At 71.5% G+C, this 17,101-nt stretch carries 18 protein-coding genes and 1 tRNA gene; 9 read left to right on the top strand and 10 right to left on the bottom strand.

Going from position 1 to position 17,101, the window contains the following annotated elements; genetic code table 11:
- Window positions 1–40: 40 nt before the first annotated feature.
- From ACIPYQ_RS02815 to ACIPYQ_RS02805, 3 genes are all read left to right on the top strand, one after another.
- Window positions 41–1,699, top strand: a complete 1,659-nt coding sequence (locus ACIPYQ_RS02815; RefSeq protein ID WP_401245498.1) for an alkaline phosphatase D family protein — start codon at window positions 41–43, stop codon at window positions 1,697–1,699.
- Window positions 1,700–1,996: 297 nt separating this feature from the next.
- Complete coding sequence (locus ACIPYQ_RS02810) at window positions 1,997–2,626, top strand: VTT domain-containing protein (RefSeq protein WP_361768858.1); 630 nt, start codon at window positions 1,997–1,999, stop codon at window positions 2,624–2,626.
- A gap of 383 nt (window positions 2,627–3,009) precedes the next feature.
- The gene (locus tag ACIPYQ_RS02805; protein ID WP_401245496.1) at window positions 3,010–3,540 is read left to right on the top strand and encodes a hypothetical protein; all 531 of its coding nucleotides are present in this window, start codon (window positions 3,010–3,012) and stop codon (window positions 3,538–3,540) included.
- 34 nt (window positions 3,541–3,574) lie between these two features.
- Here ACIPYQ_RS02805 and ACIPYQ_RS02800 read toward each other — a convergent pair whose 3' ends face one another.
- Window positions 3,575–3,799, bottom strand: coding sequence for a DUF2277 domain-containing protein (locus tag ACIPYQ_RS02800; RefSeq protein ID WP_046775049.1), 225 nt, complete (start codon window positions 3,797–3,799; stop codon window positions 3,575–3,577).
- 147 nt (window positions 3,800–3,946) lie between these two features.
- Here ACIPYQ_RS02800 and ACIPYQ_RS02795 point away from each other — a divergent pair, with 147 nt between their 5' ends.
- Together ACIPYQ_RS02795 and ACIPYQ_RS02790 are read left to right on the top strand one after the other, a co-directional pair.
- On the top strand, window positions 3,947–4,021 hold the full coding sequence (locus tag ACIPYQ_RS02795) for a 50S ribosomal protein bL37 (protein ID WP_100661309.1): 75 nt from the start codon (window positions 3,947–3,949) through the stop codon (window positions 4,019–4,021).
- 322 nt (window positions 4,022–4,343) lie between these two features.
- Window positions 4,344–4,913: a hypothetical protein gene (locus tag ACIPYQ_RS02790; RefSeq protein WP_401245494.1), complete on the top strand. Its 570-nt coding sequence runs from the start codon at window positions 4,344–4,346 to the stop codon at window positions 4,911–4,913.
- A gap of 622 nt (window positions 4,914–5,535) precedes the next feature.
- On the opposite strand, the gene ACIPYQ_RS02785 is transcribed toward ACIPYQ_RS02790, so the two are convergent.
- The 5 genes from ACIPYQ_RS02785 to ACIPYQ_RS02765 all read right to left on the bottom strand — a co-directional run bounded on the left by ACIPYQ_RS02785 (window position 5,536) and on the right by ACIPYQ_RS02765 (window position 8,349).
- Window positions 5,536–6,204, bottom strand: a complete 669-nt coding sequence (locus tag ACIPYQ_RS02785) for a DUF4389 domain-containing protein (protein ID WP_401246092.1) — start codon at window positions 6,202–6,204, stop codon at window positions 5,536–5,538.
- Window positions 6,205–6,512: 308 nt separating this feature from the next.
- Window positions 6,513–6,752: a hypothetical protein gene (locus ACIPYQ_RS02780; RefSeq protein ID WP_361768850.1), complete on the bottom strand. Its 240-nt coding sequence runs from the start codon at window positions 6,750–6,752 to the stop codon at window positions 6,513–6,515.
- 116 nt (window positions 6,753–6,868) lie between these two features.
- Window positions 6,869–7,213, bottom strand: a complete 345-nt coding sequence (locus ACIPYQ_RS02775; protein WP_361768848.1) for a hypothetical protein — start codon at window positions 7,211–7,213, stop codon at window positions 6,869–6,871.
- 293 nt (window positions 7,214–7,506) lie between these two features.
- Entirely contained in the window at window positions 7,507–7,770 is a 264-nt protein-coding gene (locus ACIPYQ_RS02770; protein ID WP_401245492.1) for a hypothetical protein, read from the bottom strand.
- Window positions 7,771–8,274: 504 nt separating this feature from the next.
- Window positions 8,275–8,349 (bottom strand) — tRNA-Val (locus ACIPYQ_RS02765).
- 105 nt (window positions 8,350–8,454) lie between these two features.
- On the opposite strand from ACIPYQ_RS02765, the gene ACIPYQ_RS02760 reads away from it, so the two are divergent.
- From ACIPYQ_RS02760 to ACIPYQ_RS02750, 3 genes are all read left to right on the top strand, one after another.
- Window positions 8,455–9,699 carry a hypothetical protein gene (locus ACIPYQ_RS02760; RefSeq protein WP_361768844.1) on the top strand — a complete coding sequence of 415 codons (1,245 nt, stop codon included), beginning with the start codon at window positions 8,455–8,457 and terminating at the stop codon, window positions 9,697–9,699.
- 291 nt (window positions 9,700–9,990) lie between these two features.
- The gene (locus tag ACIPYQ_RS02755; RefSeq protein ID WP_401246090.1) at window positions 9,991–10,557 is read left to right on the top strand and encodes a DUF4383 domain-containing protein; all 567 of its coding nucleotides are present in this window, start codon (window positions 9,991–9,993) and stop codon (window positions 10,555–10,557) included.
- 87 nt (window positions 10,558–10,644) lie between these two features.
- On the top strand, window positions 10,645–10,860 hold the full coding sequence (locus ACIPYQ_RS02750) for a zinc ribbon domain-containing protein (protein ID WP_401245490.1): 216 nt from the start codon (window positions 10,645–10,647) through the stop codon (window positions 10,858–10,860).
- Window positions 10,861–10,899: 39 nt separating this feature from the next.
- Here ACIPYQ_RS02750 and ACIPYQ_RS02745 read toward each other — a convergent pair whose 3' ends face one another.
- The 4 genes from ACIPYQ_RS02745 to ACIPYQ_RS02730 all read right to left on the bottom strand — a co-directional run bounded on the left by ACIPYQ_RS02745 (window position 10,900) and on the right by ACIPYQ_RS02730 (window position 16,113).
- A complete protein-coding gene (locus tag ACIPYQ_RS02745; protein ID WP_361768840.1) occupies window positions 10,900–11,559 on the bottom strand; it encodes a class I SAM-dependent methyltransferase in 660 nt (219 codons plus the stop codon).
- Entirely contained in the window at window positions 11,556–12,386 is an 831-nt protein-coding gene (locus ACIPYQ_RS02740; protein ID WP_401245487.1) for an HAD family hydrolase, read from the bottom strand. Before ACIPYQ_RS02740 ends, ACIPYQ_RS02745 begins: the two co-directional genes overlap by 4 nt.
- On the bottom strand, window positions 12,383–14,881 hold the full coding sequence (locus ACIPYQ_RS02735) for a phosphoribosyltransferase (protein WP_401246088.1): 2,499 nt from the start codon (window positions 14,879–14,881) through the stop codon (window positions 12,383–12,385). The genes ACIPYQ_RS02740 and ACIPYQ_RS02735 overlap by 4 nt, the downstream gene beginning before the upstream one ends.
- 65 nt (window positions 14,882–14,946) lie before the next feature.
- Window positions 14,947–16,113, bottom strand: coding sequence for an HpcH/HpaI aldolase/citrate lyase family protein (locus ACIPYQ_RS02730; RefSeq protein WP_401245485.1), 1,167 nt, complete (start codon window positions 16,111–16,113; stop codon window positions 14,947–14,949).
- Between the two features lie 194 nt (window positions 16,114–16,307).
- On the opposite strand from ACIPYQ_RS02730, the gene ACIPYQ_RS02725 reads away from it, so the two are divergent.
- Window positions 16,308–17,063, top strand: coding sequence for a TerD family protein (locus ACIPYQ_RS02725; RefSeq protein WP_401245483.1), 756 nt, complete (start codon window positions 16,308–16,310; stop codon window positions 17,061–17,063).
- The last annotated feature ends 38 nt before the right edge of the window (window positions 17,064–17,101 follow it).

The following is a 17,101-nucleotide window of genomic DNA, read 5'->3' as shown; positions in this document are numbered from 1 at the left end:
CGTACCGTGATCGAAGGGGCTACGGAGGAGGGGGAGTTGCATGGCCGGACTGCGTCTGGGGCCACTGCTGCGCCACGTCGACTGGGACACGGGCGGATCGGCCACGATATGGGTCGAGGCGGACCGCCCGTGTACGGCCGAGGTGCGGTGCGCCGACGGGGCGGGCGGCAGTGTGCGCACCTTCCAGATAGCCGGTCACCACTACGCGCTGGTGCCGGTGACCGGCCTGACCCCGGGCGCGACGACGGCGTACGAGGTGCTGCTCGACGGCCGCCGCGTGTGGCCGCTGCCCGACAGCGGCTTCCCGCCGAGCACGATCACCGCTCCGGCGGTGGCGGGTCCCGGCCGGCCCGGGCCCGGGCTGCGCGTCACCTTCGGCTCCTGCCGGCAGGCCGCGCCGCCCGCCGGCCGGCACGGGCCGCACGGCGCGGACGCGCTCGACACCCTCGCGGCGCGGCTGGCGGCCGATCCGGAGGCGGTCCGCCCGGACGTCCTGCTGCTGCTCGGTGACCAGGTGTACGCCGACGCGCTGTCCAAGGAGACCCGGCAGTGGCTCGCGGCCCGGCGGGATCTGCGGGAGGCGCCCGGCGCCCAGGTCGCGGACTACGAGGAGTACACGCGGCTCTACTACGAGTCGTGGCTCGATCCGGAGATCCGCTGGCTGCTGTCGACCGTGCCGAGCCTGCACATATTCGACGACCACGACGTGATCGACGACTGGAACACGAGCGCGGCGTGGCTGGCGGAGATGCGCGCGACGCCGTGGTGGCGGGAGCGCGTGCTCAGCGGGCTGATGTCGTACTGGGTGTACCAGCACCTGGGCAATCTCTCGCCGTCCGAGCTGGCCGCCGACGAGCTGTACGGGGCGGTCCGGGGCACCCCCGACGGCACGGACGCGCTACGGGCCTTCGCGTCCGCGGCGGATGCCGATCCGAGCACGGTGCGCTGGAGCTACCGGCGCGACTTCGGCCGGACCCGGCTGCTGATGGTGGACACCCGGGCCGCGCGGGTGCTGGCCGAGGACGGGCGGGCGATGCTCGATCCGGCGGAGCAGCAGTGGCTCCGGGAGAACGCCCTCGCCGGGCACGGGGGTTATGACCACCTGCTGATCGGGTCCTCGCTGCCCTGGCTGATGCCGCCGCTGATCCACGATGCCGAGACGTGGAATGCCGCGCTGTGCCGTGGGGACCGGGGGCCGCGGTGGGCGCGGATCGGGGAGGATCTGCGCCGGCGCAGCGATCTGGAGCACTGGGCGGCGTTCCCGGCCTCGTTCGCGGCGCTGACCGATCTGATCGAGGAGGTGGGCACGGGGCCGCGGGCGCCGGCGACGGTGTGCGTGCTCTCGGGGGACGTGCATCACGCGTATGTGGCCGAGCCTCGAATACCGAGCACGGCGCGGGTGTTCCAGCTGACCTGTTCGCCGGTTCACAATTCCATCCACACCGCAGTGAAGTGGGGATTCCGGCTGGGCTGGTCGCGGACGGGCCGGTGGCTGGGGCGCGGTTTCTCGCTGCACGGGCGGACGGGGCGGCCGCCGCTGAACTGGCGGCGTACGGGCGGGCCGTGGTTCGGGAACCAGCTGATGACGCTGGCGCTGTCCGGGCGGTCGGCGCGGCTGCGGCTGGACCAGGCCCGGAAGAGGCGCGAGGGTGCCCGGCTGGTGACGGTGCTGGACCGGGAACTCACCGCGGCAGAGTAGGGGACCGGCCGACCGGGGCGTCACAGGCAGGGGTGACGGCAGGGTCGGCAGAGGTGGCGGAGTAGAGGGATCCGACGGGTTCGGAGGGGTTCGGGCGGGTTCGGTCTGTGGAGGCGGCTCGGGCAGCGGACCGCGATGGCGGTGGAGTTGACGCGGCGGCGGTGTGGCAACCGCCCCGGGCACCCGGGGTACGGGGGCCGGGCGTACGCTGTATGGCTGTCAGCCGCTCCTGCCGCTCCCCCGCGACGTCGCGGCGCTTCATGCCGCAGCACGTCAATCGGACTGGGGAGTCCCGCTTTGTTGGAGACGCTGGGGTCGCTGACCGCGAGCCCATGGATCTACGCCCTGGTGGCGGTGTCCGTCGTGCTCGACGTCTTCCTTCCGGTGCTGCCGAGCGGGGTCCTGGTGATCACCGCTGCCGCGGCCGCCGCGGCTGCCGGTGCGGCGGGACCCGTGCCGGTGCCCGCGCAGGTGCCGGACATCCTGCTCCTGCTCGTCATCGCCACGACGGCTTCGGTGCTGGGTGACATGGCCGCGTACCGGCTGGGCCGGCGCGGCGGAGCCCGGCTGGACCGTGCCATCGCCCGCTCCCGCCGGCTGACCCGGGCCCATGAGCGCCTCGGCACGGCCCTGGCACGCGGCGGCGGCGCCCTCGTGGTGATCGCCCGGTTCGCCCCGGCCGGGCGCTCGGTGGTGTCCCTGGGCGCGGGCAAGACGCAGCGCAAGGTGGCGGAGTTCCTGCCCTGGTCGGTCCTGGCGGGCATGGCCTGGGCCGGCTACAGCGTCGCCCTGGGCTACTTCGGCACCCAGTGGCTGGGCACCCAGTGGCTCGGCACCGCGCTCTCGCTCGTCGCCCTCTTCGCGGCGGGCGCCCTGGCGGCCTTCCTCGTCCGCCGCCCGACCGCGACGACGGCTCCCGCGGCGTAAGCCCGCTTCTCGCCCGTGGGCATCCACGGGCTGATGCCCACGGGCGGACGTTGCGGACATCCATGTGCACGACTTCCGCGGGCAAGGTGCCGTGGGCGGGCGAGCCGCCCGCCCACGCAGGACATCCACAGATCCGCAGATCCACAGAGGAGGGGCGACACCGTGAGCGGGACGCCCGTCCGCAAGGGCGTGTGCGCAAGGGGCCCGTGGCGCGGGAAGTCCGTGGCTCCCTCCCCCGGGCGGAGCAGTGGCTCACCCGTTCACCCGGCCCCGATCGCCGCCCCCGGCCAGGGCTCCTAGCGTCCAGAGAACGGTGCGCGATCGAATCCGGGTCATATCCGTGGCCCGGCCGCGCCGTTTCGACGAGCCGAGGAGTCCTCTCCATGCCCGCCACACCGCCCGCGAAGGCGCCCGCCGCACCGCCGACGGCAGCGCGCCGCCTGGTGACCGTCGCGGCCGCGGCCCTCATCGCCGCTGCCGCCGCTCCCGCCACCCTCGCGTACGCCGCCCCCTCCGCCACCCTCTCCCCCACCGCTGTCGCCCCGGGCGGCCGGGTCGCACTCAATGTCACGGGCTGCGGAACGCAGGTCGCCAGGGTCACGTCGACCGCCTTCGGCGAGGTCCGGCTGACCCCTGGCAACCAGGCCGCCGCCAACCTCATCGGCAGCGCCAACGTCTTCAACAACGCGAGCCTGGGCGCGCACCGTGTCCTCTTCGAGTGCGGTGGCCCGGGCGGCGAGAGCGTCACCCTGTCTCTGCAGGTCAGCTCGGGTGCGGCTCGTGGCGGTACGGGCGGCAGCATCGGTTCGATGAGCCCCGGGCAGATCGCCGTCGGCGGCGCCCTCGCCGCGGGCGCGCTCGGCGCCGGGGTCTGGGTGCTGCGGCGCCGCGCCACGAGGACCGGGACCGTCTAGGCGGCGTAGGCCGGGTCCGTAGGCCGGGTGCTGGTTACGCCGGGGCGGCCTGGCCCCGTACGTGCACCCCGTCGAGCAGCGCCGCGGTGGCCTCGGCGACGGCGTCCACGGCCGCGTCGAACACCTCGCGGTTGTGCGCGGCCGGCACCCGGAACCCGGACACCTTCCGTACGTACTGCAGGGCGGCGGCGCGGATCTCCTCCTCGGTGGCCTTCTCGGGGATGGCGGGCGGGCGCAGGGTCTTAATGGAACGGCACATACCCCTACTATCCCGCTGCCGGCGCAGCTCGACCCCGCCCGGTTTCATGATTCGGGCCGCCGCCGGGGCGGAGCTGATGCGTAGGTGTCGGGCCGAATCTAGACTGGCGAAGTCATGAAAAGTCACCAATTGAGGGAGACTCGCACCATGGCCAAACGAGGCAACAAGCGTCGGGCCCGCAAGAAGAAGAAGGCCAATCACGGCAAGCGCCCCAACGCCTGAACCGCCCCACCGAAAGACCCCCGACCGCCACCGGCCGGGGGTCTTCGCACGAACCGGCCCCGCACTCCTCCGCCGCCGTCCTCCACGGGCTCCTTCACGTACTCCCTTACCCGGATGGCCCAGGGGTGTCGGACCGTTCCAGGAGTTCCAGAGCGCGGTTGTGGACCGCCCCCACACCGTGACAGTCGCGATCCACGGCACCCCTCCCCTCCGCGGAGACTGCCCTGTCAAGTCACGAAATCCGGCGACATGACCTGCCGGGCGTGCAACGGGCTTACTGGAATCTCCCAGCTCGACCCATTCCCACAGAAGGAGAACTCTTATGATCCGCACTTCCCGGAAGCAGCGTTTCACCATGCTGGCCGTTTCGGCCGCGCTCGTCGGAGGAGGCGCGCTGCTGCCCACCAGCGCATTCGCCGCCACGACCTCGCACACGAACGAGGTGACCAGCGTCGCGGCCAGTCACTTCGACTACGCCAAGGGCGACCACGGCGGAAAGAGCAAAAAGAACAAGTACGGGAAGAAGAAGAACAAGGGCAACAACAGGCCCAAGGACGTAGAGAACATGCCGGGCTGCAAGTACTTCAAGAACAAGGTGTACTGCGAGCACAAGCCGGAGCCCAACCCGGCCCCGGAACCCGCACCCGCACCCGCACCGGCGCCCGCCCCCGCACCGGGTACGGACACCCCTCCGGCCCCCGCCCCGGCACCAGCACCCGCCCCGGGCACGGACACCCCGCCGGCCCCCGGCCCCGAGACTCCTCCCGGTACGGATACGGACACCCCGCCGCCCCCGGGCACGGACACTCCCCCGGCCCCGGAAACCGAGACCCCGCCCGACACCGGCACGGGCACGGACACCCCGCCGGCCCCGACCGAGGGCGAGCACTAGTGCCGGACACCACGGCCGCCCCCTGAAGTCCTTCAAGAAGGCCCCCGACCGATACCGGTCGGGGGCCTTTCACCTGCCCGGGCGGGATGCGAAGGCGGACGTCACGCCGCCGCCGGCCCCGACCACTTCCCCCGCGGCTTGGCGGCCTTCCTCTCCTCCTCCCGCCGTCCTCGCCTGGTCCATTTGCCCTGGTGCCGCCAGCACCGGGACGTGCCCTTCAGCGTCAGGTTGGAACAGCGCTTTCCGCCCTCGACGGGCCACCCGCACTTCCCCTGCTTCCACTCGGTCAAGAGAACCCCCAACAGTCGCCGCTCATCCGCTCGTCCTCTCGGACCACCAGGATGGGCGGCGCCGGAACGGGCGCGGAGAGCGCACGCTCGGCGCCCTGCGACAGCCCCGGGGCAAGAAGGAACGACAGCTACGCCCAACCCCCTCCCGCGAGCCTGCCCACCCACCCCCGGACACCTACCGACCTGCGATGACACCCCGCAGGGGGACATGCAGCACGGCACATCCACCAGTGCTCCCGGCGTGGCAGACACGACGAGAGCCCCCCACCGCAAACGGTGGGGGGCTCTCACAGATGGGCCAGGACGCTTCCTGAGCCTCGGCGACGTGGCCCTCACCCGCCGCCCGCCGGCTCACACCCGCCCATGTCCAGCCGGAACGGCGGGTACTCGTCGGTCATGAGGGACGCGTAGACGAGCACCCGCAGCGTCCAGCGCACCAGGCCCATGAGCAGGTCGAACAGACCCCTCGGATAGCTCCCGGTGCACGTCAGGATCACCACCGCGACGAGGGTGAGCAGACCTATGAGACCGGAGGAGAACGGGCTGTAGTCGTCGAGGTACCGGTACGCCTTCCAGCCACTCGTGAGCATCAGCGTGATCACCAGCACCTGCGGGATGACCAGCAGCCACTTGACCAGGACCAGTCCGCGGGACAACCGCTCGGGATAGACCATCCCGACACGGATCGGGTAGCCGGGCACGTCTTGGAGGGTGAACGGCGGATACGCATCGGTGCCCATCACCGATGAGCAGTAGTAGCTGACGCGCATGGTCCACCGTATGACGCCGACATTGAAATCGAAGAGCCGCCGTGGATAACTGCCGGTGATGAGGATGCTGAAGAACGCGACGATGCTCAGCAACAGGAACGCGATCTGCAGGAAGAACAGAACGATGTAGTGCGGAATGGCAAGGATCCATTTCACCAGCCACTTCCATCGGGTGAGCCGGGGATCCAGCGTCGCTTCGACGCACAGGGGATGGGCGGGAGCAGGGAACATCGCTGCCACGTCCTTTCGCGCGGGGATGGGGAAGGTGCCCCGCGCATCGGCCATTGCAGACAGCGCACACGGGCCACCACCGGCTCCGCATGAGCCGTATCGCCATTACGCCCCGGCGACCGAACCGCGTCATGACCCGAATGTCCGTGGCAGGAAAACACGTGACTTGACGACCGAACCGACACCAGCCCCCATGACCGACGCGCGCCGTGATCGACGGGCGGGGCTTCATGCTGGTGGGCTCAGCACGCACGGTCAGCCGTGGATGTCAGCTCCGCGCCCGGCTCCACTACAACGACCGGGCGCCCTCACTCGTCGTCGCAGCGCTCCAGGACCAAGGCCACGGAGCCGTCCTCCAGACCGTTGCCGTCTTCAAGGTGCAGGTGACTCCCATCGCGCACCCCCTCCCCGGCAAGCACGAGCAGATGCCCTGCAAGCGTCCTGAGACCGGCCGCATTCGCCTCGATCACGACCTCTCCCCCGAGGGCCCGCACCTCGATCCGCGCGTCCGCCTCCCACGTGAAGACTTGCCCGACACCATCGGTCACGGCCGTAACTCGGGTGCTCTCAACGGGTGCGCTGCTGGATCCAGATGTCATGAGGACCATCATCCCGCACCGCGCATCTCACTCGTTCCGCTCGTTCTCGCATGGGGAACGCGTCCTCAGAGCTCGATTCGCTCCCTCGCCACGGTGTCGGCAGGCTCTCCGTATCGCAGCACCACGTGCGCCGGCCGAAACGGAAGCGCGCGCAAGCCAGGCTCCATCACCCGGTAGAGAGCTTCCGCATCAGGACCGTAAGCAAAGATCACAACTTCACCCCCGCCGAACTCATCGCCATCGACCTCGCCGACACCGGCAGCCTCGACCGCCGCCCCCATGGCCCGCTCGGCTTCGAACACCAGCGACCACTGGTCAGGCTCGCCGCGGTCGTCGCCGCCCAGCGTGAAGCGGGCGATCACAGCGTGCTCTGGGTCTGGCTCCGGCAAGTCAAACAGTGCGTCCTGCATGCCAGCACCCTCCCACTCGGCACTGACAGTCAGGCCCCTGGTCCGGGCGACGAGCGCGGGCCCGAGGAGGCCGGCAATCCGCTCGATGGCGTCACTTCAGACGTTCCGTGCTCAGGAAATTCGACTCCCACTTCACTTCACACGAACGGCCCCTGACCAGGCGAAACGGTCAGAGGCCGCGCTGCGGGTGCGGGCCTAGTCGCGTCAGCAGCAGCGGTCGCAGTAGTCCACCCATGTTCGCGCGGTCGCTGTACTTCACCGCTGTACCAGCAGCGAGCCGGAGCGGACGGCTCTCAGGAGAAGAGCGTCCAAATGATCACGGCACCGATCGCGGCGACAGCCACGGTACCGACGAGCAAAGCGCCGGGAGGCGTCGCAACGAATGCCCCGGCCGTCTGCACCACAGCGACAAGCGACGCTCCAGCGCCTATAGCGACTTCCTTGATCATTTTCTGGTTCTCGGGCTTCTTCGCCCACTCAGCGACGAACGAGGCGGCTTCTCGCCCCAGCTCGTTCGCGAACCCCTTACCGAACTCCCCAGCCATAGAGCTTGACATGAAGAACCTCCTTTGCAGCCCTCTACCCGCGTCGGCACCGTCACAACGGGGCGCGAAGTAGTGCGAAGGCGCACTCAAGCGCGCGGGTCGGTGGCGGCTCCACGTCGGGCCAAGCTCTTTGACCGGCCGAGTACGACTGCGACTGACCCGACTGCGGGGCTTCAACCACCACACGCCCCGTAGGCGCCGTGCCAGGCCTCCGTCATGTGCTCATGTTGGCGTCAGTGCCCGATGCCAGCCGGCGCCGGCACCCCCCAAATCCCGTTGCCCGCCCGGCGGATCGCCAGGAGTCAGCCGTCCCGGCTCAGGACCGCCCCGGCGACGGACACGCTATGACTCCCGCCGGGGTACCGCGCCTGCGCGCGATGGAGATCCCGAGGCAGCCGTAGACCGCGGTCACGATGAAGGTCCATGCCCGCAGAGCGAGGCGATCGGGCAGCGGCGCAGTAGTCCGAATGTGGATGCAAAAGGCCCCCGACCATTGCTGGTCGGGGGCCTTTTCACTGGTGGGCGCGGACGGTTTCGAACCGCCGACATCTGCTTTGTAAGAGCAGCGCTCTACCCCTGAGCTACGCACCCGTGGATGAGTGGACAGCCTACATGGCGTGCACGCCCCCCACGCAAACCCGTTGCCGTGGGGGAGAATGGATCGGGGCATGGCGGACGCGGTACGGGAGAGGGATTGTGACAACGGCATCCCGGCGGTGGTTCGGTGGGCGGGACGAGAGTCGGCGGGCGGATGCGCAGGCGGCGAAGGATGCCGCCGCCGCCGCGTTCTACGAGCTGGATACGGCGCAGCGGGATCTGCGGATCTCGATCGAGACGATCGCCGCTGCGGACGGGTCGCCCGCCGCGCGGCAGGCGACCGAGGGGTTCGCCGCGCTCGGGCAGCGGATCGACCAGGTCAGCCATGTCTACATCGAGGCGGTCGACGCGCACGATCTGGACCGGCCCGAGCTGGAGGGTGCCGTGGCGACGCGGGCCCGGGAGGAGCTGACGCGGGCGCGCGACGAGCTGGTGCGGGTCAAGGGGGAGCTGGACCGGTTCGCGCAGGGGCTGCAGCCGCTGCTGGACAAGGCCGAGACGCAGCTCGCGCGGGTCGCGCCGGCTCGGGAGCGGGCGCGGGCCGCGCTGATCGGAGCCAGTGACGCGCTGGACGCCGTACGGGCCAAGGGCATGCGGGCCGATGATCTTGCGGCGCGGCTGGCGGCGCTCGGTCCGGAGCTGACCAAGCTGAACCAGGGTGCGGCGCAGCACGGGGTGCAGGAGACGGTGCAGCGCGCCGACCGGATCCTGCGCGACGCGGAGGCGATACGGGCCGAGGTGGCGCGGTTGCCGGAGCGTGCGGCGGAGATCGACCGGCGGCTGGTGAGCCTGCGGACGCGGGCGCAGGCCTTGCGCAACCGGGCGGACCGGGTGGATCCGGTGCTGAGCGAGTTGCGCCGGCGGTTCAGTGCGGCGTGCTGGCAGGACCTTCAGCACGTGCCTGACCAGGCGGTACGGGATGTCGCCGAGGCGGAGGACCGGCTCAAGGAGGCCGGCCGGGCGCGGGACGAGCAGCGCTGGGCGGACGTGGGGGTGCTGATCGAGGCGGTCCGCGGCTCGCTGGACGCGACGGACGAGGCGGTTTCGGCGGCGCAGGACCGGCTGACGCGGCTGGAGGCCGTGGCCCGGGATCCGCAGGCGGAGGTGGACCGGACCCGGTTCGCGATCCGGGACGCGCAGCGGCTGGCGATGGCGGGCCGCAGTGTGCCGGATCCGCGGCACGCCCGGCCGCTGGACGATGCGGTGGCGCGGGTGGGCCGGGCGCTGGAGGGGCTGGAAGGCCGACACCCCGACTACTGGGCGTTCCTCCATGAGATGGAGGACGTACGGGCTGCCGTGAACCGGGTGGTGGGCGGGATCCGGGCCGAGCGGGGGCAGGGGTAGGTAGCGGACCGGGGCAGGCATGCGGGTGGGCAGCGGAAGTGGCCCCGTTTGTTTCGTGGCGTCCGGCGGCGGATGCTGGGAGGTGCCGGGAACGGACCAGAGGAGGGCACCATGGCTGCCCACACCTTCCACAAGCCCCCTACGCCAGCGGCCCAGGAGCCGGGGCCGTACGTGGCCCACGCGGCGTACGGGTGCACCGAGCCGCATGAGCACTACGCGCCCTACGTGGCTCACGAGCCCGATCCCGATGCCCCCGCTCCGCCGCGCCTCGCCGACACGGTCTCCCGGCGCATGGAGCGCGCGCTGCATCCCGTCAATGCCCGCCTCGACGACCACCTGCCCGCCGATCACAAGCTCGGCAAGGTCTACCGGGTGGGCGCCGGCCTGACCGGGCTGCTGCTGATCGTCTTCGGCGTCCTCGGGCTCGTCAACCAGATCGGGTTCTTCGACACCGGCGGGGACACGGTGCTCGCCCTGAACACCAACGGAGCCCTCAGCGTCCTTTCGATCTGCATCGGCGCGCTGCTGGTCGTCGGGATGGTGATCGGCGGGACCTTCGCCTCCACGCTGAACATCGTGCTCGGGGTGGCGTTCATCGCGAGCGGGTTCATCAATCTCGCGCTGCTGGACACGGGGCTGAACTTCCTGGCCTTCGAGATCCAGAACGTGCTGTTCAGCTTCGTCGTCGGCGTGATGCTGATGTGGTTCGGGATGTACGGGCGGGTGGGCAGCGCACTGCCGCACGACAATCCGTACTGGCGTGCCCGCCACCCCGAGCAGGCGGCCCGGGAGGACCGGGCGCGGCGGGCTCAGGGGGCCGCACGGCACTCACCCGTGGCGCACGGCCGCTGCCCGTAGCCTCGCCGCAGGGCACATAGCCGCGCCATACGTACGCAGCCGCGCCGTACGTAGCGCGCGGCAGCCGGGCCCGCTTAGCCTGTGCGCATGCCTCGATACGAATTCCGCTGCCGGACCTGCGACGACACCTTTGAGGTCAGCCGGCCCATGGCCGAGTCCTCCGCACCCGCCGACTGCCCCTCCGGGCACGCCGACACCGTGAAGCTGCTGTCCGCCGTCGCCGTCGGCGGGACCAGCAGTGCCCCCGCGCCCGCGATGGGTGGCGGCGGGGGCGGCTGCTGCGGTGGCGGCGGCTGCGGCTGAGCCCGGGCGGGAACGGGAACGGAAACCGGAACGGGAACGTCAGCGCTTGCGCGAGAGGGTGAGGCCGTCCGAGATCGCCAGGAGGACGGACTCCATGCGCGGGTCCGCCGCGACGTGCTCGTTGTAGGCGCGGACGCCCGCGGCCGCGCCCGTGGCCGACTCGTCGAGAACGGTGCCGTGGTAGAGCGTGTTGTCCGTGACGATCAGGCCGCCCGGACGCAGCCGCGGCACCAGCTCCTCCCAGTAGTCGATCTGGCTCTGCTTGTCCGCGTCCACGTAGGCCATGTCGATGTGGGGTTCGGTGGGCATCGCCCGCAGGGTCTCCAGGGCCGGTGCGATCCTCAGCTCGATGCGGTCCGCGACGCCCGCCTTCTCCCAGGCCTCCCTGCCGTACGCCGTCCACTCCTCGGAGACGTCGCAGGCGATGAGGCGGCCGTCGGCGGGCAGGGCCTGGGCCATGGACAAGGCCGAGAAGCCGGTGAAGGTGCCGACCTCGACGATGTGGCGCGCGCCCGTGAGCCGGACCAGGAAGGCCAGCAGCGGCCCCTGCTCCTCAGCCGACTGCATTCCGGCGACGTCGGGGAACTTCGCGTACGTCGTCGCCACCAGCCCCCGCTGGACCGCGTCCAGCGGGGGGTTGTGGCCGAGCACGTACTGGTAGAGCTCGTCCGTGATCTTGGTGCTGTTGCCCTTGGTCATGCGCCCAGTCTGCCGAGTCGGCCCGCCTCACGGGTGAACGCGCGGAGTATTTCCTCACCGGCCAGGACGCCCGCCGTGGTCAGGGCCGTCACCGAAGGCGCGATCCAGGCGGCGTCGGCCAGTTCGCCGTGGCCCGGGCGCCAGCCCGCGTCCGCCGCCAGCAGCAGGTCCGCGTCCAGCAGCGAGTCGCCGGCGGCGAGGGTGGTGGTCGCTCCCGTCCGGCGGGCGACCTCGTGCATCGCGGCGCTCTTCGTGAGCGGACGCGGGACGGCGTAGATCTTCCGGCCCTGGAGCGACACCGACCAGCCGCGCGCGTCGGCCCACTCCGACAGGGCCTTCACCCACTCGTCCGGGACCAGGGCCCGCTCGACGACGAGGTACGCGAAGAGGTCCTCCGCCACCCGGGCCTTGCGCAGCCACGCCGGGTCGGCCGTGGCCAGCAGGTGCTGGTGGACCTCCTCCAGCGGGGCGCACTCCCGGGCCAGGCGCGCCGCGACCTGCCGCCGCCAGTCCCGGTCCGGCACCCCGTCGACGAGCAGCTGCCCGCCGTTGGCGCAGATCGCGTAGGGGGCCGGGCGGCCGGGGAAGCGGATGCGCTGGTACTGCTTGCGGGTGCGGGTGGTGGTGGGGACGAAGACCACCGTGGGGTCGGCCGTCAGCTCCGTCAGCAGTCCCGCCGCCGTCTCGGTCATGTAGGACAGCGGCTTGCTCTCGTGGACCTCGACGCACAGCAGCCGCGGGGCCACCGGGTCGGGCATGGTCAGGCCGAGGGCGGCCGTCGAGTAGATGAGCGTACGGTCGAGATCACTGGCTACGAGGACAGTCACTTCGAGGCCACAGCCTTTCCGTCGGCGCCGGTGGCACCGCGCGTGAATCGGGGGTGGATGAGTCCTACGCAGGTGTAGGGAAGCCCGTCGACTTCTTCCACCGGGACCCCGCGCTGCTCGGCGAGCAGCCGTACGTGGTCCAGGTCGGCCCCGGCGCCGCGCTGCGCCAGGATCTTCCACGGCACCCGGCGCAGCAGCACGCGGGTGGTCTCGCCGACGCCGGGCTTGACGAGGTTCACGTCGTGGATGCCGTACTCCTCGCTGATCCGCTCGACCGCCGCCCAGCCCTCCCAGGTCGGGGTGCGGTCGGCCGCGAGCAGTTCCTTGACCTCTTCGTCGACGGCGTCGGCCACCTCGTCGAAGTGGGCGGCGACGGTGTCGACGAACGCGACGGAGACGTCGGCTCCGGCCAGCTCGCGGTAGAACTTCCCGCCGTGGAAGTCGTCGGGACCGACCAGGTCGGACCTCAGAACCGTACGCGAGATGAGACCGGAGACGGTGGAATTGAGACAGGCGGAGGGGATCAGGAAGTCCTCGCGGGTGCCGTACGTGTCCACGCACGAGCCCGGGTCGGCGAGGACCACGATCTCCGGGTTGAAGCCCTCGAACGCGGCGAGGGCGTCGCGCAGCTCGCGGGTGATGGCACCCTTGCCCGTCCAGCCGTCCACGAAGACGACGTCGGCGGGGTCGTGGTGGGCGGCGAGCCAGCGCAGGGCGTTGGCGTCGATGCCGCGGCCGCGCACGATGGAGACGGCGTAGTGCGGCAGGTCGAGGCCGTGCCGGGCCTGGGCCCAGCGGCGCATCAGGACGCCCACCGGGGTGCCGGCGCGGGCGAGGGAGACGAGGACCGGGGAGGGGGAGCGCTCGGCGAGGACGGTCTCGGTGACGGTGCCGACGGCCCGGGCGATGCGGGCGGCGGAGGCCGTGAGGGCGCTCTGGTAGAGCTCCTGGTACTGGGGGGACGGCTGGTACTCGACGGGCAGCGATTCGGCGTAGTGGGCGCCGCCCGCCTGGATGGCCTCCTCGCGCTCCTCGGTCGGGGCCTCCAGCTCGACGTCGGAGAAGTCCTGGAGCAGCCAGCCGACGTCCTCGGGGGCGTACGAGGAGAAGGCGGGGCCGCGCAGGGGCTCGGGCATGATCGGCTCCTGCCGCTCGGATGTGCCGGACGTTCCGGACGTGCCGGATGCTGCCGATATCGCTGATGTGCCGGGGGTGTACGACGGGACGACGGCCAGTACGACGCGGCCGGTGTGCGGGGCGAGGGCCGTGAGCAGCCCGTCGTGGAGTTCGGGGGTGTCGCCGGCCGAATCGACGACGGCGACGACGGTGTCGAAGCCGGCGCCCGCGACGTTGTAGGCGTAGCGGTCGCCGGGGCCGTCGGCGGGAGCGTCGTGGGCCGGGAAGACCAGCCGGGTGCGGATGGCGTAGCCGGGGTCGTCGACGGCGAGCACCGGTGAGCGGGTGGTGGTGGAGAAGCGGACCTCGCGGGCCGCGCCCGTCTCCTCCAGGGCCTTGGCGAGGCGCAGCGGCGCGTACATCAGCTCTTCGTTGCCGAGTACGAGGATCCGGCCGGGTTCGTCGCCGAGCGCGGCGGTGAGCCGGCCGGCCATGTCCGGCAGGGCCGCCTCCAGTGCCGTGCGGTGGGCGGGGGTGAAACCGTGGCGGCCGCCGTCGGGGAGCCCGGAGGGCCAGTTCAGCTCGACGCGCGTGACCGGCTGCGGGCCGTCTGCCGGGGCTCCGCCCCGGACCCCGCTCCTCAAACGCCGGAGGGGCTGGATGCGTGCCTCGTGTTCTTCGACCAGGGCCTGGCCCTTGGCCAGGACGCCGTCCGGGAGGGAGACCGTGCCCGAGGCGAGGGCGATGAGGTCCACCCGGGCGCCCAGCTCGGCGGCGAAGGCGGTGAGCCGGTCGCGGTCGGCCGGGGAGCGCATGTCGACGAGGGCGACGACCACGTAGTGCGGGCGGGGATGGCGGGCGTGCAGGTCGCGGATGGTGTTCAGGACGGTGTTGCCGGTGGAGAACTCGTCGTCGACGAGGACCAGCGGACCGCTGCCCGCGAGCAGCCGCGGGTCTTCCGGCAGCAGCAGGTGCGAGGTGGCGTGCGAGTGTGCCTCCTCGAAGCCGCCGGCCGGCTCCACGCCCGGCACGGGCCGGCGGGTGGAGTGCAGGTAGGGGGCGCTGCCGAGGCCGTCGGCCACGCAGTGGCCGAGCCCGGTGGCGGTCTCGGCGTAGCCGAGGACCACCGCCGTGGCGGCCCCGTCCTCGCCGAGCAGCGCCCGGACACGTTCGCCGAGCCCGTACCCGGCGGCGTACACCGTCTGCGGGGACTGCGGGACGTGCTTGCCCAGCACCTGCGAGACGAGCAGGTGCGCCCGCTTGGGGTTGCGCCTCAGGGCCAGCCCGAGCAGCTCCGTCAGCCGCGGACCCCCTTCGGAGTCCTCCAGGCTGACGCCCAGCCGCTCCGCGACCCAGGTACCCGACCACACTGCTTCGATCGTCTTGCCTTTCCTCGTCGTCCGCGCGTCCGCCGGCGGACGCGCGTCCCTTTCCAAGGGCCTGCTCACACCTGGAGCCCGGCCGTGAGGAGGTCGACGAAGCCGACCTCCTCCTTCGCCACGCCGAAGACCTCGGCGCGCAGCATGGTGCGCTCGGCCCAGGCCCGGTGGGGCTTCACCTCGTTCATCTTGTTCGTGTAGGCGGAACGCATGACTCCGCCGCCGCCGCGCTCCGGGCGCAGGATGTCCTGGGCGTCGCAGAACTCCTCGTGCGAGACCACGGACAGTGCGTGCACGGGCGTGACGTGGGCGGGGTGGATGCAGGTCTTGCCGAGCAGCCCGTTGGCCTTGTCGAGTTCGATCTCGCGCAGCAGGCCGTCCAGGTCGTGCTCGATGAGGGCCGTGCGCAGCTCCTCCACGCCCTCTTCCAGGAAGGGGCTGCGGCGCAGCTGGGGCTTGAAGAGGCGCTGCTGGCTGCGGAAGTACTCCCAGACGGGGCCGGTGACGGTGAAGCCGGTGCCGTCGGCGCGGCTGAGGACGTTCACGACGTCCGCGATCACGCCGGCCACGATCTGGACGTCGTAGGCGGTCATGTCGGGGGTGCGGCGCAGTCCGTAGGCCGAGCAGAAGTCGGTCACGCCGAGCCGCAGGGCCAGGACCCGCTCGCGGTGGCTGTTGACCGTGCGGGAGATGCCGGCGAGGGCTTCGACGCGGGTTTCGAGGTGCAGGAGGTCCGGGGTCTCCAGGACGGGCATGGCATACAGCCGGGACAGTCCGCTCACGGCCTCCGCCTGGGCGACGGCTTCGAGGAAGGCGATTCCGCGGCTCTCGTCGAACTTCGGGAGTACGAATCCGGCCAGGCGCCGCACCGAGCCTCCCAGGCGGCGCACCAGGTCGGGTATCTGCTCGGGCGTGCGGACGCGGATGAAGAGGAGCGGGAGCTCCGCTTCGCCGGTGCCGAGCTCGGTGAACTGCCGGACGAGGTTCTCCTCGGCTCCGGAAACATCGGCGTCGCTGATGGAATCCTCCAGGCAGAGGACCATGGAGACGACTCCGCGGCCGGCCTGCTTGCGGATGTCCGCGGCGAGTGCGGGGCGGGTGGCCGGGCTGTAGAGGGTGGCCCCGAGGGCGGCGGCGAGGACGCGGGCGGGTGAGGCTCCGGTGAATTCCGCCGGTTCCTGGTGGAAGAGGTCCTTACGGACGGTGGGCGTTATGTGCCCAAAGTGACGCATGTGCTTCCCCCGTACTGCCTCGGCGGCCCAACTGGCATGGCCGGTAATAGTACGTACGAACGTGAGTCAAGAGTTCCTCAAGCACATGAAGTTCAGGTAACCCTCTTGCACCATGCCCAGGTCTCTCGTTCGAGACAAGGCCCTACGGGGGGCCGCATTGTCCCGCTCCACCCCGGGAGGGCAGGATGACGTGCATGACGCACGCGATGCAGAAGGGCTCGAACATCCCGGTGGCCCCCGTGGCGGTCCGGGCGGTGCTGCGCTGGACCGGCGGCCCCGATGTGCCGGACGTGGACGCCTCCGCGCTGCTCGTGGGCCCGGACGGCCGGGTGCGTTCGGACGAGGACTTCGTCTTCTACAACCAGCCCCGGCACCCCTCGGGGGCCGTCTGGCGCCTCGGCAAGAAGCAGATCGGTGACGCGATCACCGACGCCGTCCAGGCGGACCTGCGGACGGTGACGCCGACGGTGGACCGGATCCTGGTGGTCGCCTCCGCCGAGGACGTCCCCTTCGAGCGGGTCCACGACCTGCGGATCCTCCTCTACGACGCCACCGCGACCGGTGGCTCCGAACCGCTGGCCTACTTCGACGTACGGCCCGAGACCGGCGCCGAGACCGCGCTGATCTGCGGGGAGCTGTACCGCCGGGGCGAGGGGTGGAAGTTCCGCGCACTGGGCGAGGGCTACTCCGACGGGCTGGTGGGCCTGGCCACCGACCACGGGATCTCGGTCGACGAGAACGCCGCCGAGGCCGCCGCGAGCCCTGCGACGGGGCCCACCTCCGAGCAGACGACGGCGATGGCCCCGCCGGCTCCGCCCACGCAGGCCCCGCCGGCCGTCCAGCCCGCCTACGGGTACCCGCAGCCAGTGTCCCCGGCGCCGGTGCCGGGTCCGGGCGGCGATCCGTCCTTCCGGCTGCCGGTGCAGGGTCCGCAGTTCATCCGCCGCTGAGCCGGTACCGCCCCAGCGGCCACGCCGCCGGGGCTCCG

Origin of the sequence: Streptomyces sp. NPDC090045 (assembly GCF_044747975.1) — a bacterium.
Lineage (GTDB): Bacteria > Actinomycetota > Actinomycetes > Streptomycetales > Streptomycetaceae > Streptomyces.
Note: the sequence above shows the minus strand (reverse complement) of the source record. Positions and strands in the feature narration are given on the sequence as shown.